This window comes from Wolbachia endosymbiont of Rhagoletis cingulata, from assembly GCF_048537655.1.
Classification (GTDB): domain Bacteria; phylum Pseudomonadota; class Alphaproteobacteria; order Rickettsiales; family Anaplasmataceae; genus Wolbachia; species Wolbachia pipientis.
In genome coordinates, this window is record NZ_CP175927.1 from 1,329,694 (window position 1) to 1,353,437 (window position 23,744).

The following is a 23,744-nucleotide window of genomic DNA, read 5'->3' on the forward strand; positions in this document are numbered from 1 at the left end:
GCAGTGCCCTCTTCTTGTCATTCCAGTGTCAAGCACTGCCGTCTTGGATGGAAACCAGCGTCACGCCATGGAATGACAGGGTTTGTCATCCGAGTAGCCCCTTCGGTGTCATCCCAGTGCCCAGACACTGGGATGGCTTTGTTGCATCGCTACTTATGAAAGGCTAACTATAATTAGGATTATAAGCAACCTATTGAAAATCTTGTTTTTTTGCAATCAATCTGATCAAATTTAAGAATAGTAATTTATTATTTATATTAATAAATTTAATTCTATTGAAAATAGCTAAAGCATTGAAATTCTTGAATTTTAGCCGGATTAGTGAGTGGTAGTGAAATTTCTTTTACTCAAATTTAGGTATTCACTGACCGTTCTTGTTATAAATACCAGAATAATAAGCTACTGATATTCTCCACCTTTTTTATCTTTAATCCATCATAGCTAGCGATGCAACAAAGCCCACTGGGATCCAGAAAACTTAACTTTAAATAAGTGGCTGCATAATAAAGGCTGGATTCCAGACTGGAATGACATCATCTGCTACACACTTGAATGACAAGAGAAGAATTCTGAAACAACAAGTTTCAAGGAAATCTTATGTAAAATCTAACATTAACGAAAATTATACTATTTTCATGCATGCTATGGTTTTTGTAATTAATGGAGGGTGATATGGCGTTGAGTGAAAAATTGAGTACAATAGATACAATAGAAAACCTTGCAACTAACAAAAATTTTTTAGGAAAATTGATAGTGGAACTCAATAAAGGTGCTAATGATAAAGGTATATATACTAAAAAAGGTGTGGATGATGAGTTGAGAAAGAAAGCTAATACTGCAGATGTTTACACTAAAAGAAATGTAAATGATGAGTTGGCAAAAAAAGCTGACAAGAATTACGTCGATGCTGAGCTAGGAGAGAAAGCTGGTGCAGCTGATCTAGCCAACAAAGCTAATACTGCAGATGTTTACACTAAAACTGATGCAGACACTGCTTTTGTCAAAGCTACAGAGCTTAAAACAAAAGCTGCAGCGAAAGATGTCGTGGATGCTATAATTGCTTCTACTGATTTTACCGATAAAGTATACACTAAAAATGATGCAGATACTGCGTTTGTTAAAACTGCAGATCTTGCAACAAAAGTTGCAAAAAAAGCTGTTGTGGATGCTTTAATACCAGAATTAGCAAAAGGTGATGATGATAATGGTATCTATACTAAAAAAGGTGTTGATGACACGTTTCTTAAAACTGCAGATCTTGGAACAAAAGTTGCAGAAAAAGCTGTTGTGGATGCTTTAATACCAGAATTAGCAAAAGGTGCTGATGATAATGGTATCTATACCAAAAAAGGTGTTGATGATGCATTTGTTAAAACTTTAGGACTTACAGATACGCTAAAAACAGAAGTAGTAAAACAGCCTGTTGTGGATGCTTTAATACCAGAATTAGCAAAAGGTGCTGATGATAATGGTATCTATACCAAAAAAGGTGTTGATGATGCATTTGTTAAAACTTTAGGACTTACAGATACGCTAAAAACAGAAGTAGTAAAACAGCCTGTTGTGGATGCTATAACTGCTTCTCCTGATTTTACAAATAAGGTATATATTAAAGCTGCTCCAGCCGATGAAGTTTACACTAAAACTGCTGCAGAGACTGCTTTTGTTAAAGCTACAGAGCTTAAAACAAAAGCTGCAGCGAAAGATGTCGTGAATGCTATATTTGATGCAAAAGACGGCGACAAATCAATTTTAGTGGATAAATTAGGAGGATTTCTTGATGCTACTGACACAGCGTATGGTGACAAAAATGATCAAACAGCAAAGGTGTTCTTAGGAGGTAAAGGGCTAAAAGGGGAGACAGGAGCCACTGGTCCTAAAGGAGCAGATGGTAAAGATGGAGCTCAAGGCCCACAAGGGGAGACAGGGGAGACAGGAGCAGATGGTAAAAGTCCAACAGCTGCTGAAATAGCTACTGAGAAAGCCTTACAAGAGCATGTAACAAAGATAAGCATACAAAGTCCAGAATTTAAAAGAGCTGTGCAAGAGGAAATGTCACAACCGTATTTTGAGCCTCCAACAAGTGATGATGCTGCACTTAATTGGACTTGGTAATACAGCTTAGATCCAAGTAGTCACGCTACTTGGATGACGTCATATGGTCCTCTGATGACGGAAAAAGGACTCGGATAACACCCTACAATGTCATTCCAGCGCGTGACGCTGGAATGGCTTTGTTGCATCGCTACTTATGAAAGGCTAACTATAGTTAGAATTATAAGCAACCTATTGAAAATCTTGTTTTTTTGCAATCAATCTGATCAAATTTAAGAATAGTAATTTATTATTTATATTAATAAATTTAATTCTATTGAAAATAGCTAAAGCATTGAAATTCTTGAATTTTAGCCAGATTAGTGAGTGGTAGTGAAATTTCTTTTACTCAAATTTAGGTATTCACTGACCGTTCTTATTATAAATACCAGAATAATAAGCTACTGATATTCTCCATCTTTTTTATCTTTAATCCATCATAGCTCGCGATGCAACAAAGCCCGCTGGAATCCAGCCTTTTCATAATCATTAAAATGTTGTATTTTAACATAAAACGGCTACTTTTATGCTTACTAACTTAATAAAATTCCTGGATCCCAGTGTCTGGGCACTGGGATGACACCCTACTAGCAGAAGTTACTCTCAAATGTTTGTTCATGTTAGCTACAAACATTAAGAAATTTACCAAACGAAAAAAAGGCAAAAGAAGCCCCAGTCATTGTCTATTTTCAGTATTGGCGTTTTTTAAGTCTTAAACACTGCAATTTAGCTGCTTTTAAATGCAACTCATCTTAGTTTAAATGTTTAAGAAATTTACTAAGCAGAAAAAAAGGCAAAAGAAATCCCGTATTAGCTAGTTGTCATTCTCTAATCCTGCAAATTGGCGTGCTATACTGTCTTAAACGCTTTATAAGCGCGTTTCAGCTTATATAGGTAAAAACCCAGAAATGTTGTGAAGACGTAGGGTGCGCATAGTGCAAAAAATTAAAAATAAGACGCCAATTACGTAATACTGTTGTCGTTTAATCTGCACAGATTGAAGATAAATGAATACCTTCAGTTTCATGATAAGAGGGCTGGCGAAGGGTGTCAAGTAAGTTTTTTCGTTTCTACCAGCTACTTGGATGACACCACATAAATTAATAAATAGGAAAATTACTACAAATCCTTTCAACTTTAGCTTTTACTGCTTTTTCGACACTTGAGCTATTTCCGCTGATTAATCCTTGAATTACTTCATTTATTAGACCAGCTATCTCTTTAAAATTTTCTGCCTCAAGTCCGCGTGTTGTCTCAGCAGCGGTGCCAAAACGGAGCCCTGAAGTGATGGTCGGCTTTGCTGTATCAAATGGTACAGAGTTTTTATTACAGGTAATACCGGCTCTCTCAAGGCTATCTACAACGTCTTTTCCAGTTAATTTCTGCGATCTTAAGTCAACTAGCACTATATGAGAGTCAGTGCCACCGGTTATAATGTCAAGTCCATGCTTTTGCAATTCTTGAGCCAGCACTTTCGCATTTTCCACGACTTTCTTGCTATAAGTCTTAAACTCTGGTGCTAATGCTTCTTTAAATGCAACAGCTTTTGCAGCTATCACATGCATAAGTGGCCCGCCCTGCAATCCTGGAAAAACTGCGGATTGAATTTTTTTGTGTAATGCTTCATCATTGGTCATCACTATTCCACCACGAGGACCACGCAAAGTTTTGTGAGTCGTGGAAGTCATAACATGTGCATATTCAGCAGGGGATGGATATTCGCCCGCTGCAATAAGCCCTGCATAGTGAGCAATGTCTGCAAGCAAATAAGCACCAACTTTATCTGCAATCTCGCGAAAGCGTTTGAAGTCCATTTTTCTTGGATAAGCAGAAGCACCAGCTATGATCAATTTCGGTTTATGCTCCAGCGCCAGCTTTTCTATCTCATCCATATTGAGCAGATAAGTGTCTTTATTCACTGTATATTGAATTGACTTAAACCATTTACCAGAAAGGCTTGGTGCCGCACCATGAGTTAGATGCCCACCGCAACTCAGTGATAATCCAAGTATTGTATCGCCTGGAGTAAGCAGTGAAGCAAATACCGCCTGGTTTGCCTGAGAACCAGAATGAGGTTGAACGTTTGCAAATTTAACACCAAACAACTTACAAAGTCTTTCTATAGCCAGACTTTCAATTTTGTCCACATGCTCACAACCACAGTAATATCTTTTACCTGGATAACCTTCTGCGTATTTATTAGTCAGAAAAGAGCCTTGTGCCTCCATTACCGCTTTGCTTGCAAAATTTTCTGATGCAATTAATTGCAATTGTGATTTTTGGCGTTGTAATTCTTTTTCTATAGACTGATAAACCTCGTTATCAAAAGACTTTAAACTATTTTTAGAGCCACAGATTTTTTTTAAAACACTCATCATAGATCAAACCTCGCTTTAATTTTAAGATGCACAAGCAATTTTAAGACTGCTTATCCTGCTTTTTTAACCATAAGAGCCCAAAAACAGCTATCAGCAAACATACAGGAATAATAGATGTTGCTTTTATCAGCAATTCAGCACTATACACAGGATTTCCTTGTATCACTGTCCTATCCCAACACAAATCTATTATTTTTGCGATCCCAGTGTGAAAAAAATAGCCAAAAACCATGACTATCATATTTGACACAGCTGTAGTTAATCCTATTAAGTTATTATTTACATAACTTAATGCTTTGTACAGTGTTACTATTTGATATCCAGAAGCGAAACCTATAACAAGAAGTGCAGGCAATACAATATACAATCCGCCAGCCTGTGTAAAAAGTAAAAGGAAACTAGCAATCATTGCAAAGGAACAGACAATAATAACTTCATAATGTCTATTTGGATATTTTTCTAATATGTGAGCAAAAGAGAGCAATCCAGCTGCAAATCCTACATATATAACAGAAGAAATTGAAGACGCTAGATCACCGGCCATTTGATATACCTCACATAAAAAAGCTTTTGTCCAAGCATCAGCAAAACCTTCTAGTGGACCTACCATTAAGCCACCAAAAAAACTAATTAGAATGATATATTTATTGAAAAGCACAGTTTTTAGATCCTTCATGCTAATTTTTTCTTTTCGAAAGTCGTAAGCATTGTAAGGAATAACTAAAAATAAAGATAAAGCGAGTAAGAAACCAAACCCTGAAAGAATATAAATTACGTAATTCCAACCAAACTCATCAAGCAAAAGTTCTATTGGTAGACCACCATATATTGCCCCTAATAGCCCTATAATAACAGATATGCTTGCCATTTTTGCTGATTTTTCTCGCGGAAAATACATACTGGCAACTTTAAATACTCCTATTACTGACGCAGACGAGCCAATCCCAACAATTATTCTACCTAATACTGAATAATACCACTCATCAAAGCACACAAGAGGTAATGTTCCAATAGATACCAAGACAGCACAAATAGGTAAAACAATTTTTGGACCGAATCTATCAAAACAAAGACCAACAGGGATATGAACTAGTGTAAATCCCACATAGTAGAGACCATTAAATTGCCCTAAATCTGCAATGCTTATATTAAATTTTGTTATTAATACAGGCGCAATTATGTTTGGCATGACACGTAACACATACTGGTATGCATAGAAAAGAGATACTATCAACCATACAAAAAAATTACTTTTCGACATACCTACCACCTAATAAAACCCAATTACAATTAAAACAAAAATATCAAAGTAAAATAAAGTATTATATTTCATAATAACAAGAGCCTTAAATTAGTACATCTAACGATTTTATCATACGAGCCTTCGATAAATTATCTACTTATTACAATCAACTTCTCTAAAATCTTTATTTTTTAACCATAAGAGCCCAAAAACAGCCACCAGCAAACATACAGGAATAACTGATGTTGCTTTTATCAGCAATTCAGCACCATACACAGGATTTCCTTGTATTATTGTTCTATCCCAACACAAATCTACTATTTTTGCGATCCCAGTGTGAAAAAAATAGCCAAAAACCATAACTATCATGTTTGACACAGCTGTAGCCAGGCCTACTAAGTTATTATTTACATAACTTATCGCTTTGTAAATGGTAACCACCTGATATCCAGATGTGAAGCCAATAATAAAAAGCGTAGGTAATACAACATACAAGCCACCAATCTGAGTAAAAAGCAAAAGAAAACTAGCGATCATTGCAAATGAGCATGCAATTATTACTTCATAATGCTTATTTTTATATTTTTCCAATAAATAAGCCAAAGAGAATGATCCTGTTAACATTCCTATCAATATTACGGAAGAGAGAGAAGATGCCAAGTCTTCATTCATTTTATATACTTCAAAAAAGAATGCTTTCACCCAACCATCGGCAAAACCTTGCATTGGAGCGACCATGAGTCCACCAAAAAAGCTAATTAGAATAATATGCTTGTTGAAAAGTATGTTTTTTAAGTCTCTAATGCTAACTTTTTCCTGTTGAGCATTGCTTTCAGGCGTTACTAAGAACAGCAACAGAGCAAGTAAACACCCAAATGCTGAGAATGTATAGATAACATAATTCCAGCCAAATTTATCGAGTAAGAAGTCTAAAGGTAACCCGCCACATATCCCTCCCAAAATTCCTATAATTATAGATAAGCTGGCCATTCTTGCTGATTTTTCTTGCGCAAAATACATGCTTGCAACTTTAAAGATTCCAATTGCCGAAGCGGATGACCCAATTCCCACAATTATTCTTCCAATTATTGAATAACTCCACTCATCAAAGCATATAAGCGGTAGTGTTCCGGTAAATGTCAAAACGGTACAAGCAGGTAAAACAAACTTTGGTCCAAATCTATCAAGGAAAAGACCAATAGGTATATGAGCTAGCGTATAGCCTACATAGTATAACCCACCAAACTGGCCAACATCTGCAATACTTATGTTAAATTTTGTTATTAATTCAGGCGCAATTATGTTTGGAATTACGCGTAATATATATTGGTATGCATAAAACAGTGACGTCAACAACCAGATTAAAAAATTCCTCTGCAACATGAATCTCAGCTAAAATTTAGGATTATAGATACTTTAGTTATAAAAAACAATACTATATTAATCATCTAAATCTGCTTAGCTCTTTTTACAGCTTATAACTTTAAGTAACCAAAAGCCTATCATTCCTATTAGTAGGCATATAGGTATTATTAACATAGACTTAACCATTACATCAGTTCCATAAAATGGCTTTCCATCGATAATTTCACCGTTCCAATAAAAATTCATTATATTTGCAATAATGACGTGAAAAAAATAACCAAAACTCATAACTATGGAATTACCTACAGATCCTGCACTTGCTACTGCTTCGTTTTTTACACAACTTACAACTTTAGCAGTAAAAACAATTTGGTATGCAGAAGCAAGACCAATAATGAATAGTAATATACATGCCAGGAGTTCACTAATATTGCATATAAAAAGTAATAAGAACACAATTATCATGGCCATAGCACAAGAAATTATTATTTCATAGTGCTTGGTTGGATTTTTTGCTAATATGTAAGGAAGTAATAAATGCCCAAAGCCAAAGCCTATTAGTATCCATTTTGAAATGCTATATGCAATGTGTCTATCTATAGCGTAAATCTCATGCAAGAATGTTGCGGACCACGCATCTGCAAAGCCTTCTAATGGTCCAACCATAAAACCGCCAAACAAACCTATCAATAAAATATCTTTATTAAATATAACTTTGCTTAAATTTTTAATATTTAATTCTTCGTCTGAGGTGCCAACTTTAGGTATAGATATAAAGGTAGTTAAAGCAAGCAATAATCCAAGCATTATACACACAGTAAATAAATAATCCCACCCAAACTTATCAAGTAAGACATGTAATGGTTTGGTGGCAAATACACCACCTGAAATGCCAATAATAACCGATATGCTGAACATCATGGCAAATTTTTCTCTATGGTAATAGATTCTTATTATTTTAAAGAGTCCAAGTACTGAAGCAGAGGATCCAATACCAGTAATTATTCTTCCAATAATAGAATAACTCCAATCATTAGAACTGACTAAAGGTAAAGCACCTAAAGATGTTAATGCAATACAAATCGGTATAACAACTTTAGAACCAAATCTATCTAAAAGAATACCTACAGGAATATGTGCTAACACATAACCTACATAATACAGTCCACAAAATTGTCCTATTTCTGTTGTTCCTATATTAAACCTTACTACCAATTCAGGAATTATAATATTTGGAATTACGCGTAATATATATTGGTATGCATAAAACAGTGACGCCAACAACCAGATTAAAAAATTCCTCTGCAATACTTTACCCCAAAGCTAGCATTATAGATACTCTGTTTATAGAAAACAATATTTTTATGAATACTTATTTTAATTTACCGGAATTTTATACAGTTGAACTCATAGCCAACATAAGTAGTTTATGCATTAACTAAATTTTCCAGGTTCAAGTTTGGATGATGGAAAAAGTTCACTTTTTCTATTTTTAAAAGAGACCTTTTATTTTACTTATAATTTTTTCTACCATATCTACAACTGGCTCATGAATAAGGTATATGAAAAAAATTACACCACAAATGATAAGTATATTTATGATTTTACCCTTATTCATCTTTATCTTGAGCTTCACTTTTGTTACAAGATCCATTTTATTTATGTTTTTATTTCATGCTGACAATTATATCTTAAATACCATAATTTTCAGTAAAATTTGACTTCAGAAGTATTCTATTAATTCAATATTAACCTTTTTATGTGTAAAATAGTTAATATAATATTAAAGCAGGCTGATGAATATAAGCACGATAGATAATACGCTGCAAAATTACATAACAAAATACATTGAACAAACATTCGCTACACACGTGCTAGGCAATAGATACGACAAATTGTATAGGAAACTTCTAAGTGGTATAGAAGAGATAATAAAGCTTGCTGTAAATGAAGCAAAACACTACGATGAAAATTTAGAAGATCTATATAACGATTCAAGATTTAATAAGAAATTTATTCAAGCTGTTGCTAAACATCAGGTGTCGGAATTTTTAAATACTTATCCGAAAAGAAAAGAAATTGTTGCAGAATTTTACAATGAACATCACATTAACGAAAGTGATTTAAAGACTCTGGAAAAGGGGAAAGATTTAGTAAATAAAATAAATAACATTAACTTACTGCAACAAAATGAAAAAAATGAGGAATTCAATATTAGAAAGACACTTGCTCAATCAATAAAAATGCCTTCCATAGAAAAACACAAGTTAGAACATTCAAAATAACCTTGGCGAAGTATGGCAAAATATACAACTTATGGATAGTCTATTTCATTTTAACTCCTGGCACGCTTTAGTAATACTATCACATCCAATTTCTAATTGTTCCTGAGAGGTTGCATAAGAAATTCTGATAAAATTTTCTAGACCAAATGCAATTCCTGGAACCACAGCAACCAAATGATCTCCCAGTAAGTATTCAGTAAAATCTAAATCATTATTTATTATCTTACCACTTTTTGTGCTTTTACTGAGCAATCCTTCACATGAGACAAATAAATAAAACGCACCTTGTGGAACAGACGCTGATAATCCCGGGGCAGAATTTAGCTCTTTCACCATAAAATCTCTACGACTCTTAAAAATCCTTGTTCTTTCTTTCAAAAAACTATGATCACCGTTTAATGCTGCTGCTGCTGCTGCTTGTGCTATCGAATTTGGATTAGAAGTGCTTTGAGACTGCAGCGTAGAGATAGCTTTTACCACATCACTTCTACCTGCAATATACCCTATTCTCCAGCCTGTCATTGCATAGGCTTTTGATACTCCATTGACTACAAAAACTCTATCATAAAGCTTCGGCTCAACCTGAGCAATAGTAAAAAACTTTTCGTCGTATATTATATGCTCATAAATATCATCTGTAACGACATTCATATGTGGATATTCAAGCAATATTTGTGCTATGTCTTTCAATTCATCACATGTGTACACAGCTCCTGCAGGGTTGTTCGGTGAGTTAAGAATTAACCATTTAGTTTTTTTAGTTATCCTGCTTTTCAATAATTCCGCTGTCAGTTTAAAATTTTGTTTGCATTCTACTACAACTGGCAAGCCGCCAAAAAGACTTACCATATCAACATATGAAACCCAATAAGGAGCTGGAATAATAACTTCATCTCCAGAGTTAATTGTTGCCATGAACAAATTGAATAACACCTGCTTAGCACCTGTACCAACACAGATTTGGTTAAGCGTGTACTCGAGGTTATTATCCTTTCTTAACTTATTAATTATTGCTTCTTTCAGCTCACGCGTTCCATCAACAGCAGTATATTTAGTCTTACCTTCACTTATTGCTTGAATAGCTGCTTTTTTTATATGATCTGGAGTATCAAAATCCGGTTCTCCTGCAGCTAAAACACAGATCTTTTTTCCTTCATTTTTCAACTTATTTGCCTTATCAGTTACAGCAATCGTAGGTGATGGTTTTATTAGGGACATTCTTTTTGCAAGGTCTGACATATCTTACTGAAGCTAAATTCAAATGATAAACCCCGTACAACAAAAAAGCTAGAATTTTGTGTATTGTATTAGTAGCTTTTTACCAGGTTTACCAATGCAGCAATATTTTCAACTGGAGTATCAGGGAGTACTCCATGTCCGAGATTAAATATGAAGGGTAAATCTCTAAAGCAATCTATTATACGTTTTGCTTCTTTGATTGCTTCCGTTTTATTATAGGCTAAAAGATTAGGATCAAGGTTTCCTTGTAGAGGGATGTTTAGATTCGCTTTCGCCCATTTTATTGGAACATTATAATCTATACTTACTGCAGATACACCTGTTTGTTCGCAGTAATCTTTATAAAGATTTCCAGCAGACCTTGGAAAACCTATTATTGGAAAATCAGAAAATCTATCCTTTATTGCCAAGATAATTCTCTTTGTTGGTTCGATAACATATTCTTTAAACAATGGTTCCGATAACGCACCAGCATTACTGTCAAATAGCTGAATAACATCTGCTCCAAATTCTATCTGTTTAATTAGATAAATAATCGTTACTTCCGTTATTCGTTCAATTATTTCCTTCAAACACGAAGGATAAAAATTTAATACTTTGGAAAAAGTTTTGCTGCTCCTACCTTCTATGATGTATGAGGCTACTGTCCATGGTCCACCAGCAAATCCTATGAGAGATTTTTCTTTTGGTAATTGGCTTCTGACTTTTTTTATAGCGTTTAGAATTGGTAAGGTTTTAGTTTCAATTTCTTGTGGACCCTTCAATTCCTTAGGACTTTCCACGGGTTTTATTATTGGACCTACACCGCGTACGAAATTCACGTCACAACCCAAAACATCAGCTATTATTAAAATGTCTGAAAAAATTATCGCCGCATCCATGTCAAATCTTGTCACCGGCTGTAACGTCAATTCTGTCATTAAATCTGTGTTGTAGCATATCTCCATAAAATTATTCATATTTTCTACTGCTTTGCGGTACTCAGGAAGAGACCTGCCAGCCTGACGCATTAGCCAGATAGGCACTCTTCCACCCGGCTCATTTCTCTTAATAATTTTCGCTATTGTTGTTTTGCCGCTTTCCAATCTATTCTATTTATTCTTTTGTATATTAAAGTATAGTAATAATAATAGTTCTATCAATAACTTGTTACTAACTTAAAATTTAGTAAAAATTGGCGTTGTTCAACTTGTGGATAAATATGTGAGTAACTTTCGTATATTATTGATTTTCTGTTATGATTTATGTGTATAAGTAAGGTGTTTAGAGTGTTAGTAATTTTCTTTTATGGAAAATACTTTACCATCATGCATTGTTACACAACTATGTATATGTTGTTGAAAAAGTTGTTGATCAATTGTTGGTATTTTATATCAACAAATAATTCACAAATTAATTTGACATTATTCACATGCTTATTAAACATTTAATAACAGTTTTCTTGATAAATCTAATCTGAAAACGTTTTTGCCATTACAGGGAATAAATTGAGTAAAAAAAGAACCTTAGTAGAAAAAATAGCATATAGAATTTTTCTCTTCCTTTTCAAAAAAGCTTCTGTGTTGAAAAAGTGTGCGACTGAGGCATTAATGAAAGATCTGCCAGACCTTAATATATTTAATGGTCTATTAAAATTCCGCGATTGTGGTATAATGGATATAATGACTCCACGTACAGAGATATGCGCAGTAGACATTGAGTCAAGCGAGCGTGAAATAATAAAGAAGATAAAAAACACTTGCCACACTAAAATACCAATTTATAAAAATAACTTTGATAACGTAATAGGCTTTTTTTATGTAAAAGATGTTATTTTTAATAGGGATAAAAATTTTAATCTGAAACATATTATACAAAGCGTAATATTTGTTCCACCCTCGATGAAGACAACTAATCTTTTTGTTAGGATGAACTCTTCTAAATCATGCTTAGCTATCGTATTGGATGAATATGGTGGAACTGATGGTTTAATTTCAATGACTGATCTTATAGAGGAACTAATACCAAACATTGATAGTGAAAACGAAATAAATTCAGAATATACCATTACTGAATTGTCTCAAAATAAGTTTGAAGTATCAGCAAGGGCTCTTATAAAAGATATAGAAGAGGATCTAAAAATAGAATTACGTGACCCTGAAGAAGACTATGTTACACTTGGTGGTTTGATTCTTTCGATTGCTGGTAAAGTGCCTTCTGTAGATGAAGTCATTAAATATAAAAATGGTATGAAGTTTATCATCAAAGATGCAAATGAGCGCTACATTAATAAAATAGTACTAAACTTAAGTGATTACAAAAATTAGATTTGGTACCCCTTGTCGGGGAATGCCTTGACACGAAGAAAAAGTTGTAATAACCAAATATGCAACTCAAGTTATAGTTAAACCTATTTCCAGCAAATTATTTTCGCAAGTATAATGCATTTCAGTGTTATAGTACTCTAATAATAAAGAGGTCATATAGATATTAATATCTTTTGTATTTAAATTAGTGTCATTTTTTTTGATTAATTTGTCTACTAATGATTTGCTTATTGGTTTGTGTTCATTTAGAATTTTTATAGTTAATAGCATTTTATCTTCTGTTTGACTCAGTAAAACAGATACTAGTTCAACTTCCGCCACTGCACTGACTATAGTTAGCACCATATTAGAAATTATCTTATTTATCTTTTCAATTAAATCTTCCTTATTTTTTGCAGAGTATGCGTCTATTTTCCACGTAAGCTTTACTTTTTTTTTAATAAATAATTTTCGATATTAGATTTGGTCTTATCAAAGCTATAATTATCCATTGAAGAAGAATATGCCTGCTTCATAACTTTATGTTTATATATTAAATCATCGGAGCTTTCTTTAAGAAACAACAACGCTTCCTTCTGCGCATCAGCATCATTCTTATCTATTACTTCAAGCTCTTCTACGCCAAACGTTATTCCATTCATAGAGTTAGCAAAGTCATGAAGCAGCCGTCCTGATAGCAGTTCCGTTATTAACAGTATGTTTTTGGTATTTTCGTTCATTGGATAATTATAAATGATTTAAGTTACCCTATATTGGTAAGTATATAATAGTCAATTAAGAGAAAGTTTCGTTGCACTTTTTATATCAAGGCATTAATATAGTATTAACAATTTTAAAATTTATAAAAGGATTATGAATACTTATACCAGATCAGGAATAGATATTGAACTATATAATAAGTTAATAAAAGAAGTCAAGCCTATTGCTCAAGAAACTACTAGAGAAGAAGTAATCAGCGAAATAGGTTCATTTTCTGCGTTATTTGATTTTGCTGCACTAAGTAAGAAGTATGACCATCCAGTACTCGTTTCCTCAACTGATGGAGTAGGTACGAAACTGTTGATAGCTCAAGAAGTGAATAAACATGATACTATAGGTATAGATTTAGTTGCAATGTGTGTAAATGACTTACTTGCACAAGGAGCAACGCCTTTGTTTTTCCTTGATTACTTTGCAACAGGCGTTTTGACCAAAGATGTTTTATTATCTGTGGTTAAGGGCATTGCAGAGGGGTGCAAGCAAGCTAAAATAGCATTGGTTGGTGGGGAAACTGCAGAAATGCCTGGAATGTATGGTAATAATCACTATGACCTTGCAGGGTTTGTGGTTGGTGTAGTTGATCGAAAGCAAATTCTTCCAAACTGTAGTATGATGAAAGCAGGTGATTATATAGTTGGCTTAGAGTCAAGTGGAATTCACTCAAATGGGTTTTCTTTAGTGCGCCATGTTTTCAAAAGCTTAGGTATAAATTATAACGATACATCTCTATGGAATAATAAATCTTGGAGTGAAATACTACTTGAACCAACAAAAATATATGTTGATTCTTTGCTGCCTATCATGTCACAAGTAAAAGGTATTGCGCACATCACGGGTGGTGGTTTGGTAGACAATATTCCGCGAATTCTTCCAAAAAACTTATTTGCAAACATAGACATTAATTCCTGGAAATGGCCAGATATATTTTTATGGCTAACAAAGGAGGGTAAAATAGAGAAGAAAGAAATGCTAAAAACATTTAATTGTGGTATTGGTATGGTATTGATCGTAAGTTCTGAGAATATGCAAAACGTGAAAAATCATTTCCAAAAACGTGGAGAAAAAATTGAAATTATTGGAAAACTTGATGAGGCATGTAACCCTCCACTTGATAGAGTAGTATTTAGTTAACCTAACTTTACTGACAGTCTTTTTGCAACTTCTAGGTATGCTTCCTTTAAATCTCCTAAATTCAAACGAAAGACATCTTTATCTAGCTTTTTATAAGTATTTTTATCCCATAATCTGCAGTTATCAGGGCTAATTTCATCAGCTAAAACGATTTTAGTACTGTCATTTATTAATCTGCCAAATTCTAACTTGAGATCAACTAAATATATACTTGCATTTGAAAATAGGTGAACTAATATTTCGTTGATTTTTAAAGTTGTAGTTTTAACTTCATCCATTTCTTTGCTAGATAGCCAATCAAAATACAGTATGTGATTTTCACTTACCATTGGGTCGGCTAGGTCATCATTTTTGTAAAAAAAATCGATTATAGGAGATGCAAGCCTCTCACCTTCTTTGATATTAAAACGTTTGCAAAAGCTGCCAGCTGCGACATTTCTAACTACTACCTCAAGAGGTATTATCTTGAGTTTTTTGACTAGCTGTTCTCTTTCGTTTAGAGTTTTTATAAAGTGTGTGCTAATTTCTGCTTTCTCAAGCTTTTCCATGATAAAAGCACTAATATGATTATTAATTATTCCTTTACCATCGATTATTTCATATTTTTCCTTATTGAATGCTGTAACATCATCTTTAAAGTGCTGTATGACAATTGATAAGTCTTCAGTTTCAATAATGGCTTTCGCTTTACCTTCGTATATCGTTTTATTCAGTGACATGTTTAATTTAACTATATATTATATCAATTTACTATTCTTAGAGTATAGCCCCAAATAACTTAAAATAAACCTTAATGGCATTCAATGTTACAATATTAACCATATTCCCAGAAATGTTCCCGGGGTTTTTGAACTATTCTCTTGCCGGAAAAGCGTTAGAAAAAAAAATATGGAACCTTGAAGTAATAAATATTCGTTCTTTTGCGAAAGATAAACATTCAACTGTGGATGATGTTCCATATGGAGGTGGAGCAGGAATGGTTATGCGTTCTGATGTAGTTGGTGATGCAGTAGATAGTATGCTCTCTGTTCATAAAAACACTAAGTTTATTTACATGACTCCATCTGGAACTAAGTTTAATCAGAATATTGCCAGAGAATTATTAGAGTTTCCTCATATAACAATATTGTGTGGTCGATTTGAAGGTATTGACCAAAGGATAATTGATGCGTATACTCCTTATGAGTTAAGTATTGGAGATTATATACTTTCAGGAGGTGAGCCAGCTGCAATGGTGGTTCTTGATGCATGCATTAGACTTCTTCCAGGTGTAGTAAATAATACCGATAGTATTACTGAAGAAAGTTTTAATTATGGTGGTGGTGTACTTGAATATCCTCAATATACTAGACCTGAGCAGTGGAAGGGATATAAAGTACCTGAGGTTTTGTTATCTGGCAATCACAAAAAAATAAGTGATTGGAGGCAGAAGCAGTCTCATGTTATAACAAAAAAGCGTAGGCCTGAATTATTGAGTGGAGAGATAAATGACAAATTTACTTAAAAAATTTAACGAACAGCAAATGCAAGTGTTAGCTAAAGAAATACCAGAATTTCGTCCTGGCGATGATTTGAAGGTCACTTTTAAAGTAGTTGACGGTACAAGTGAACGTATACAGATATTTGAAGGTGTATGTATATCAAAAAGGAACCGCGGGTTACATTCTTCTTTTGCAGTCAGAAAAGTGAGCCATGGAGAAAGTATAGTGTCTCAGTTTTTTGTTTATTCTCCTGCACTGGTTTCAGTGCAAGTGACAAGAAAAGGAAAGGTTCGTAGAGCAAAACTGTATTATCTGTGCAAACTATTTGGAAAAGCTGCAAGGATCAAAGAGCGTACTACTTATGTTAAAAAGAAATCTAAGTAGATACAATAGGGAGTGATGTCAATTGTGTCATCTCAGAACTCTCTCTTGTCATCCCAGTGCGTGACACACAACTGTACGAACATTGTGTTTGCCTCCCGCTGTGGTGTCATCCCAGTGCTCCGACACTGGGATCCAGCATTCATTATTCTCCTTTTGGTTTGTGCTTTCATGGAAAATGTAAAAATTATTTGCAGGCAAAGCCTGCTGGATCCCAGTGTCAGCTACTTGCATGACAAAAAAGGGGAAAGTTTTTTCAAATCCTCGTGTAAAGAAAAGTAAATGAGTATAAAGAAAAAATTCCTTAAATTACTTCAGTCAAGGCGTGTACATGCTTGTATAAAAAGGAAAAATAAAAAGAACAGAGCGCTACGCTTTTGTTCTTTCACGGCACTAGTTATCTCACTTGGCTGTCCTGTGTGTATATTGCTCAGTATATTGGTTAACTCTTACAGTGCCTTAACAGTAACGAAAATTTTATTGCCAGTTGAAATAAATGCTGATCTTGCTTTGGCGAGTAATCCTAGTGATTTGCGGTATAAGTCCATTGGCTTACTCAACGATTCTTTACGTAAGGTGTTTGGAGGAACTGATTTTAAAGACGGTGACGAAATTTTAAGTCGTAATTCTTACAAAGAACTAGAGAAATTTTTTCGTAAGAAAGTAAAAGATAGTGGTGAATATGAGATCTGGTTTACCGCGTCAAGTATAATTAATTCAATAAATAAAGATAAATATTTGAATGATCGTTATGCTAAATTACTTGATTGGCTAAAAGAAAAGAGGAGAGTGAAAAAATTTTTTAATAAGTCTTTATTCCTTAAATCTGACTCTCGTGAACCTGAAAATGCAGGGATTTTAGGAGCGTTTATCGGTTCATTAATGACAATTATAGTGTGCCTAGCATTAGCATTACCAATAGGAATTATGTCGGGCATCTGTCTTTACGAATTTATGCCTAAAAATAGGCTAATGACTAATATTGTAGAAATTAGCATAAATAATCTTGCTGCAGTGCCTTCAATAATATTTGGTGTAGTGGGCTTAACTCTCTATCTTGGCATATTTGGGCTACCACGCTCTTCACCACTTGTTGGTGGAATGACTCTTTCATTTATGATGTTACCTAATATTATAATTGCAACAAAAAATGCCTTTGCGAATGTTCCTATTACGATAAAAGATGCAGCGTTTGCGCTCGGTGCACCTCACATCAAGGTGATATTAGATCACTCTTTACCGATTGCGTTACCAAGAATAATACATGGTACTGTGCTTGCAATTGCAAGGATTTTAGGTGAATCTTCTCCTTTACTTATGATGGGTATGGTGGCATTTATTGCTGATACACCTACGTCCTTTTTCGATCCGGCGACTGTTCTACCTGTGCAAATATACATATGGTCAAGCAATCCTGAAATTGCATTTGTTGAACTTGCTGCTATCGCAATTATAGCTTTATTATTGGTGTTATTTGCGTTAAATTTAGTAGCAAATTTTGTAAAAAGGAAATTCGAATTTTTTAATTTTTAGCAATTCATGAAAATCACAGTCCTATCTGGTTATGGCTTAAATTGCGAAAAAGAAACTGCATTTGCATTTATGGAATGCAGCAGAAAACTTGGTATTGGTAATATTGAAGTAAAAATCGTTCACATTAACGATATCATAGATAATCCAGGTGAACTGAAATTAAGCAATATACTTGCAATTCCAGGGGGTTTTTCCTATGGTGATGACACTGGTGCTGGTAATGCGTTTGCTTTACGTATTAAAAACAACTTGTTGGATGAGTTTCAAGAGTTTTTATCTCAGGACAAGCTGATTATAGGAATATGTAATGGTTGTCAGATATTAGTAAAATTAATTCCAGAATTCTCTAGTCTAGCTTTAATCCATAATGATATAGGCAATTATCAATGCCGTTGGATTAGAGTGAGAGTTAATTCAAAGAGTAATTCTGTTTGGCTACGGGGTCTGAGTGAACTATATCTCCCTATTGCTCATGGGGAAGGCAAATTTTTTATGGATCAAGATATTTTGAACCAATTGATTGAGAGCAATTCCACCGCATTACGTTACATTGATAAAAATGGCAACTATGCTAACCTACAATTTCCTTACAATCCGAATGGATCTACATACGACCTAGCAGCTTTATCAGATAAAAGTGGAAGAGTGCTAGCTTTAATGCCCCATCCAGAAAGGGGAATATTTTTTACCCAGCAAGATAATTGGCCCCTTGAAAAAGAAAAGAGCAAGCGTTTAGGTGTTGCTGTGCCAAAATATGGCGATGGAATGCTTATATTTGAAAATGCACTAAAGTATTTTTGTTAAAATTTATTGATAGGGATTTATGGTCGAAATTATCCCCTGATATTGCAAAAAACTTGCTTGACAAGCCTTGCCAGTCCCCTTATCATGAAACTGAAGCTATTTATTTATCTTCTCTGTACAGATTAAATGACAAAAAAACTCACGTATCTGGCGTCCCATGTTTAATTTTTTGCACTATGTGCATCTTATGTCTTTATAAAATTTCTAGGTTTTTACCTAATATAAGCTGAAATGCGCTTATAAAGCATTTAAAATATCAAAAAACGCCAACTTAAAAAATGGATAGTGAATAATTAGCTACCCTAGGGTTTCTTTTGCCTTTTTTTCTGTTTAGTAAATTTCTTAAACATTTATGACTAAAGGTTAGTTGCATTAAAAAGCAGCTAAATCGCGGTTATTAAGCGTTTAGAATAAAAAAACGCCATACTTGAAAGTATAATGTAAGTAATTAGCCAACCACGGGGCTTCTTTTGCCTTTTTTTTATTTGGTAAATTTCTTAATATTTATAGCTAAACGACAACCGTCATCCCGCTACTTGTTAGCGGGATCTATGCTTTGAGATACCGCGAATGAATCGCGGTATGACGGTGTAATGATGGTTAAGTAATTCGTCATTCCGCTACTTGTTAGCGGCTGAGATACCGCGAATGAATCGCGGTATGACGGTGTAGATGATGGTTAAGTAATTCGTCATCCCGCTGCTTGTTAGCGGGATCTAGAGATACCGCAACGTCTCACCTATAGCCTTCAGTGCTCCTTTTTTTGTCATCCCAGCGTCACGCGTTGGTTTCAACATTATATCATGAACTTTCTAAAATTCATTGAACTGTGTTTTCAAACGGTAGTGCCGGGGTGTGAGTATAATGATTATCAGTATATAAAAGTCATAGCAGACAGACTTGAAGCGGCAAATGTTGGCAAAATGAGGCGAATAATATTCAATATGCCTCCGCGTTCAATGAAGTCCCTGTGCGCTAGTGTTGCGTGGCCCGCATGGATACTGGGAAATCAGCCAACTGCAAGAATAATAGTTGCAAGCTACTCTCGGCTGCTTAGCGAAAAGCACTCGCTCGATACAAGATGCATAATGCAGTCTAGTTGGTATAGAGAGCTGTTTCCAGAGGTAGAACTATCCAAAGATCAGAATACCAAATACAAATTTCAAACAGTGCAGAGAGGATACAGAATCGCAACGTCAGTTGGAGGGACGTTAACAGGTGAAGGTGGTGATTTCATCATCGTGGATGATCCACTGAGTCCCGCCCAAGCTTTGAGTGAAACGTTTAGAAAGCGTGCTACAAATTGGTTTGACCAGACTTTAGTAGCCAGGCTCAACAATAGAAAAAAAGGAGTAATTGTTCTTGTGATGCATAGGCTACATCAAGAAGATTTAACCGGGCACCTTCTCTCCAAACCGAAAAACATATGGAACCATACTTGTTTACCGATGATATCTGAAAATAAGGAGATTATCTATTCAATCAAAAAGCCAGCGCCTCCTTTTCTTGTTCCTGTCACCCGAGTAACTACAAATGAGTACAAAAGCTGGATTACAGCATCAAGTGCTAGAATGACACCACCCGTAATATTATACTCAAGAGAAGAAGGTCAGTTGCTATATCCCCTCGATGGAGGAAAAGAAGAAGTTGAGATGATAAAGGTTGAACTTGGAAGTTACGCTTTTGCTGCACAATATCAACAAAACCCTCTGCCACTTTCAAGTGGTATAATTAAACGAGAGTGGCTGAAGCGCTATAGAAATTTTTCTGATAGTCTCTCATATGTCACTCAGAGCTGGGACACTGCAGTTTCAACAAGCAGCATGAGCAACTTTAGCGTCTGCACCACCTGGACAAAAGTGGGCAATAAATTCTATTTACTCGATGTATATCGCGCAAAGCTTGAGTATCCAAAGCTTAAAGAGCAAGTTCTGTCACTAGCTGCAAGATGGACACCGCACGCAATTTTAATCGAAGCAAAAACAAGTGGTCAGCAATTGGTGCAAGAGCTAAAGACAAACAGTGATTTACCAATTATCGAAATAGTACCACATGATGACAAACTCACTCGATTTTATCAAATTGTTCCGATTATAGAGTCTGGCAAGGTTTTTCTGCCGCACCAAGCAGTATGGCTGAACGATTTTGAGTATGAGATTTTAATGTTTCCTGAAACTCGACACGATGATCAAGTGGATAGTACCGTGCAATATTTGCAGTGGGTGAGAGATAGTAGCTCTAGGGTCGCAGCTTTACGGGCATTGTGATTTAAGCCTACCAGATCCAAGTAGTCAGCTACTTGCATGACACCCTGACAACCGTCATCCCGCTACGTGTTAGCGGGATCTAGAGATACCGCGAATGAATCGCGGTATGACGGTTCGTGGTGGTATGACAGTTCGTGGCGGTATGACGGTTCGCAGCAGCATGACGATAAGCTCGTCATCCCGCTACGTGTTAGCGGGATCTATGCTAAAAGATACCACGGCGGTATGACGTAGAACTGCTGCTTGTTAGCGGATGAGATACCGCGAATGAATCGCGGTATGACGGTTAAGTACGTGTTAGCGGCTAAGAGATACTGCGGCGGTATGACGTAGAGCTCGCGTTAGCTATAAGATTAGCTAACATTCTGCACGTCCATAAAAAACAAACCTTCTTTTTCGTCTTGAACGCTAATAATAGCGTGAGTGTTAAAAGGTAAAGGATCATTTGTATGTCCATGGCCTACCCCTTTCATAGTAAATACAGGAAAGTTAACACTTTTTGCAAACCTTTCTTTTACAACTTCAACAAGGTTATCGTTATAGCAGTTAACGAAATCCCCAAAGATTACTGCATGTACTCCATCAAAGATGTGAGCTTGTTTTAGGTGATCTAAACTGCGCTCTATTGCGTATGGGTAGACTCTTATGTCCTCTAAAAATAGAATTTTACCTTTCGCATTTATTTGCCAAACAGTTCCTATACTGTTTTCAACTAAAGTCATATTACCACCGATGATTTTAGACTTTAATCTGCCATCTTTTAGTCTAATGCCATTATTTATCATCTTTAGCTTATCAAATCTGATAGAATCCCGCTTGTTAAGAATTAACTCTTTCAATTTTTCAACAGAGCTTTCAGAAACGGAGTTATTTACTATCATTTCCAACATGGTGCCGTGAAGAGTTTGCCAATCATATTTAGCTTGTAGATGGATGTGCAAGGCAGTTATATCGCTATAGCCTATGAGGATCTTTTTGTTTTGAGCAATCCTTTCTTTTTTATCATTGGGTAACTTTTCTAGATAGGGAATTAACCGAGAAGCCCCTTCTCCTCCTCTGATACACCAGATTATTTTACTATCACCGGTTAGTGCACTAACCAAATCATTTGCTCTGAATTCATCAGAGTTGGAATAAAATGGGTTATCATTACTATATATTTTCTCCGAAATATGGGGATTAAAATCCAAAGCTTCTACATATTCTTTTATAGTAGTCAGATCTGATTCTTTTCCCTTGGAGGAAGGAGCAATAATATCAACTTGGTCCATTGCATGAATACCTGTGTTAGCACATAAAGTGAGAATGAAATATAAAAGGTAAACAATCATTAAAATATCTTATAAAACTCTTTTTTTAGTATATCATCCAATTCAGAGAGTGGAACTTTCACTCCTAGTTCTTCCATTGACGTGACGCCATAACCTTGCAACCCACAAGGAATAATACCCTTATAGTGAGAGAGGTCTGGAAAGACGTTAAGCGCTATGCCATGATAAGTTACCCATTTTCTTAAGCGAATACCAAAAGCTGCAATTTTTTTTTCTACTCCGTTATGGTTTACCCAAATGCCTATTCTATCTTCTCTAAACTCTCCAAGTATATTAAATTGCTTTAAAACATTTATGATCCACTTACTTAGATCTCTAATATATAGCTTTATATCGCATTTGTTTCTTTTTTTAAGGTTTAACATTAAATATATAATGCGCTGTCCTGGACCATGATATGTGTGTTTACCACCCCTTCCTGTTTTATATATGGGAAATAGTTTTTCAACAATATCATCAGCTGTTGCACTGATTCCTGCAGTATAAAGTGGAGGGTGCTGGAGTAGCCATACCAATTCGTCTGCTGAATTATTGTGAATTTGTTGAATTTTCTCTTCCATGGATTTTACAGCACAGTTATAATCAATAAGCTGATTAGATATTAGCCATTCTGTCATATTCTATTTCTTTTTTTTTAGTATAGCAGTTCATTTTTTCCTGTTATTCCAGTGTGTGACACTGGGCGCAGCCTTTCTTATTCCTAATATACTTAATACTAACTTCTGTGCTATTTCTCCTTAACAAACATAGTACATGACAAATGTTTAATTATTTGTCAACACAGGTCCTCTTTACGTATAGGCAACTTTTTTTATTGAAAAATTCAGAAAAATGTTGTATAATTATTAGTAGATTTTAGGTAAAATATATGGCAAACTCAAAATTTAGCATAACTTTCAACAACGAAATTTCAGAGTGTCTTGCTGGACTGGCTAAAATAAGAAATAAGTCCATTAAAGAACTAACAGAGAAGCTAATACAAGAAGCAATTGAAAATGAGGAAGATAAAATACTAATTGAGCGTGCTGCTAAACGTAATGTTTCAGGTGTAAAGAAAATTAGAAGTGAGGATGTAGACTGGAATACAATATTATCTTCATAGAAAGCGTTCTTGAGAAAGACCTTCCAGCTCTTCCAAAAACAATAA

The 23,744-nt window shown here is 34.9% G+C and carries 24 protein-coding genes; 12 read left to right on the plus strand and 12 right to left on the minus strand.

What is annotated here, in order from left to right:
* Positions 1-3: 3 nt before the first annotated feature.
* The 3 genes from ACJZL3_RS06085 (at position 4) to ACJZL3_RS06095 (ending at position 2,115) form a co-directional block, all read left to right on the plus strand.
* Positions 4-159 (plus strand): hypothetical protein, encoded by a 156-nt coding sequence (locus tag ACJZL3_RS06085; RefSeq protein WP_155975178.1) that lies wholly within the window; start codon positions 4-6, stop codon positions 157-159.
* Between the two features lie 368 nt (positions 160-527).
* Positions 528-671, plus strand: coding sequence for a hypothetical protein (locus tag ACJZL3_RS06090; protein ID WP_174517021.1), 144 nt, complete (start codon positions 528-530; stop codon positions 669-671).
* Between the two features lies 1 nt (position 672).
* The gene (locus ACJZL3_RS06095) at positions 673-2,115 is read left to right on the plus strand and encodes a collagen-like triple helix repeat-containing protein (protein ID WP_419198733.1); all 1,443 of its coding nucleotides are present in this window, start codon (positions 673-675) and stop codon (positions 2,113-2,115) included.
* A 1,079-nt stretch (positions 2,116-3,194) separates the two neighbouring features.
* On the opposite strand, the gene glyA is transcribed toward ACJZL3_RS06095, so the two are convergent.
* The 4 genes from glyA to ACJZL3_RS06115 form a co-directional block, all read right to left on the minus strand.
* Complete coding sequence (gene glyA, locus ACJZL3_RS06100) at positions 3,195-4,472, minus strand: serine hydroxymethyltransferase (RefSeq protein ID WP_010962995.1); 1,278 nt, start codon at positions 4,470-4,472, stop codon at positions 3,195-3,197.
* A 40-nt stretch (positions 4,473-4,512) separates the two neighbouring features.
* A complete protein-coding gene (locus ACJZL3_RS06105; protein ID WP_010081954.1) occupies positions 4,513-5,733 on the minus strand; it encodes an MFS transporter in 1,221 nt (406 codons plus the stop codon).
* Positions 5,734-5,868: 135 nt separating this feature from the next.
* Entirely contained in the window at positions 5,869-7,098 is a 1,230-nt protein-coding gene (locus tag ACJZL3_RS06110) for an MFS transporter (RefSeq protein ID WP_419198734.1), read from the minus strand.
* A 75-nt stretch (positions 7,099-7,173) separates the two neighbouring features.
* The gene (locus ACJZL3_RS06115; RefSeq protein WP_419198735.1) at positions 7,174-8,388 is read right to left on the minus strand and encodes an MFS transporter; all 1,215 of its coding nucleotides are present in this window, start codon (positions 8,386-8,388) and stop codon (positions 7,174-7,176) included.
* A gap of 488 nt (positions 8,389-8,876) precedes the next feature.
* Here ACJZL3_RS06115 and ACJZL3_RS06120 point away from each other — a divergent pair, with 488 nt between their 5' ends.
* Positions 8,877-9,365, plus strand: coding sequence for a hypothetical protein (locus ACJZL3_RS06120; protein WP_006280043.1), 489 nt, complete (start codon positions 8,877-8,879; stop codon positions 9,363-9,365).
* Positions 9,366-9,410: 45 nt separating this feature from the next.
* Here ACJZL3_RS06120 and ACJZL3_RS06125 read toward each other — a convergent pair whose 3' ends face one another.
* Entirely contained in the window at positions 9,411-10,604 is a 1,194-nt protein-coding gene (locus tag ACJZL3_RS06125) for a pyridoxal phosphate-dependent aminotransferase (RefSeq protein ID WP_010082012.1), read from the minus strand.
* A 68-nt stretch (positions 10,605-10,672) separates the two neighbouring features.
* The gene (gene hemE, locus ACJZL3_RS06130; RefSeq protein ID WP_419198736.1) at positions 10,673-11,689 is read right to left on the minus strand and encodes a uroporphyrinogen decarboxylase; all 1,017 of its coding nucleotides are present in this window, start codon (positions 11,687-11,689) and stop codon (positions 10,673-10,675) included.
* A 402-nt stretch (positions 11,690-12,091) separates the two neighbouring features.
* Here hemE and ACJZL3_RS06135 point away from each other — a divergent pair, with 402 nt between their 5' ends.
* A complete protein-coding gene (locus ACJZL3_RS06135; protein ID WP_419198737.1) occupies positions 12,092-12,910 on the plus strand; it encodes a transporter associated domain-containing protein in 819 nt (272 codons plus the stop codon).
* A gap of 66 nt (positions 12,911-12,976) precedes the next feature.
* Here the strand turns inward: ACJZL3_RS06135 and ACJZL3_RS06140 are convergent, their stop codons facing one another.
* Positions 12,977-13,255 (minus strand): hypothetical protein, encoded by a 279-nt coding sequence (locus ACJZL3_RS06140; protein ID WP_419198738.1) that lies wholly within the window; start codon positions 13,253-13,255, stop codon positions 12,977-12,979.
* Positions 13,256-13,335: 80 nt separating this feature from the next.
* A complete protein-coding gene (locus ACJZL3_RS06145; RefSeq protein WP_006280049.1) occupies positions 13,336-13,629 on the minus strand; it encodes a hypothetical protein in 294 nt (97 codons plus the stop codon).
* A 133-nt stretch (positions 13,630-13,762) separates the two neighbouring features.
* On the opposite strand from ACJZL3_RS06145, the gene purM reads away from it, so the two are divergent.
* Positions 13,763-14,800 carry a phosphoribosylformylglycinamidine cyclo-ligase gene (purM, locus tag ACJZL3_RS06150; protein WP_007549277.1) on the plus strand — a complete coding sequence of 346 codons (1,038 nt, stop codon included), beginning with the start codon at positions 13,763-13,765 and terminating at the stop codon, positions 14,798-14,800.
* On the opposite strand, the gene purC is transcribed toward purM, so the two are convergent.
* A complete protein-coding gene (gene purC, locus ACJZL3_RS06155) occupies positions 14,797-15,519 on the minus strand; it encodes a phosphoribosylaminoimidazolesuccinocarboxamide synthase (protein ID WP_010081959.1) in 723 nt (240 codons plus the stop codon). The two genes, purM and purC, sit on opposite strands and share 4 nt — an antisense overlap.
* Positions 15,520-15,593: 74 nt before the next feature.
* Here purC and trmD point away from each other — a divergent pair, with 74 nt between their 5' ends.
* Both trmD and rplS read left to right on the plus strand, forming a co-directional pair.
* Positions 15,594-16,304, plus strand: coding sequence for a tRNA (guanosine(37)-N1)-methyltransferase TrmD (trmD, locus tag ACJZL3_RS06160; RefSeq protein ID WP_007549279.1), 711 nt, complete (start codon positions 15,594-15,596; stop codon positions 16,302-16,304).
* A complete protein-coding gene (rplS, locus tag ACJZL3_RS06165; RefSeq protein ID WP_006279489.1) occupies positions 16,288-16,665 on the plus strand; it encodes a 50S ribosomal protein L19 in 378 nt (125 codons plus the stop codon). Before trmD ends, rplS begins: the two co-directional genes overlap by 17 nt.
* A 48-nt stretch (positions 16,666-16,713) precedes the next feature.
* Here rplS and ACJZL3_RS06170 read toward each other — a convergent pair whose 3' ends face one another.
* A complete protein-coding gene (locus tag ACJZL3_RS06170) occupies positions 16,714-16,896 on the minus strand; it encodes a hypothetical protein (RefSeq protein ID WP_010962989.1) in 183 nt (60 codons plus the stop codon).
* A gap of 48 nt (positions 16,897-16,944) precedes the next feature.
* Between ACJZL3_RS06170 and pstA the strand changes: the two genes are divergently transcribed.
* The 3 genes from pstA (at position 16,945) to terL (ending at position 21,266) form a co-directional block, all read left to right on the plus strand.
* Positions 16,945-18,195, plus strand: a complete 1,251-nt coding sequence (gene pstA / locus ACJZL3_RS06175; RefSeq protein ID WP_419198739.1) for a phosphate ABC transporter permease PstA — start codon at positions 16,945-16,947, stop codon at positions 18,193-18,195.
* A gap of 6 nt (positions 18,196-18,201) precedes the next feature.
* Complete coding sequence (locus tag ACJZL3_RS06180) at positions 18,202-18,999, plus strand: phosphoribosylformylglycinamidine synthase subunit PurQ (RefSeq protein ID WP_006279487.1); 798 nt, start codon at positions 18,202-18,204, stop codon at positions 18,997-18,999.
* Between the two features lie 803 nt (positions 19,000-19,802).
* On the plus strand, positions 19,803-21,266 hold the full coding sequence (gene terL, locus ACJZL3_RS06185) for a phage terminase large subunit (RefSeq protein ID WP_010962987.1): 1,464 nt from the start codon (positions 19,803-19,805) through the stop codon (positions 21,264-21,266).
* Between the two features lie 353 nt (positions 21,267-21,619).
* On the opposite strand, the gene ACJZL3_RS06190 is transcribed toward terL, so the two are convergent.
* Together ACJZL3_RS06190 and lipB are read right to left on the minus strand one after the other, a co-directional pair.
* Positions 21,620-22,597 (minus strand): LD-carboxypeptidase, encoded by a 978-nt coding sequence (locus ACJZL3_RS06190; protein ID WP_010081984.1) that lies wholly within the window; start codon positions 22,595-22,597, stop codon positions 21,620-21,622.
* Positions 22,597-23,214 carry a lipoyl(octanoyl) transferase LipB gene (gene lipB, locus ACJZL3_RS06195; RefSeq protein ID WP_010081985.1) on the minus strand — a complete coding sequence of 206 codons (618 nt, stop codon included), beginning with the start codon at positions 23,212-23,214 and terminating at the stop codon, positions 22,597-22,599. The genes ACJZL3_RS06190 and lipB overlap by 1 nt, the downstream gene beginning before the upstream one ends.
* Positions 23,215-23,465: 251 nt before the next feature.
* On the opposite strand from lipB, the gene ACJZL3_RS06200 reads away from it, so the two are divergent.
* Positions 23,466-23,699, plus strand: a complete 234-nt coding sequence (locus tag ACJZL3_RS06200; RefSeq protein ID WP_010081986.1) for a DUF6290 family protein — start codon at positions 23,466-23,468, stop codon at positions 23,697-23,699.
* The last annotated feature ends 45 nt before the right edge of the window (positions 23,700-23,744 follow it).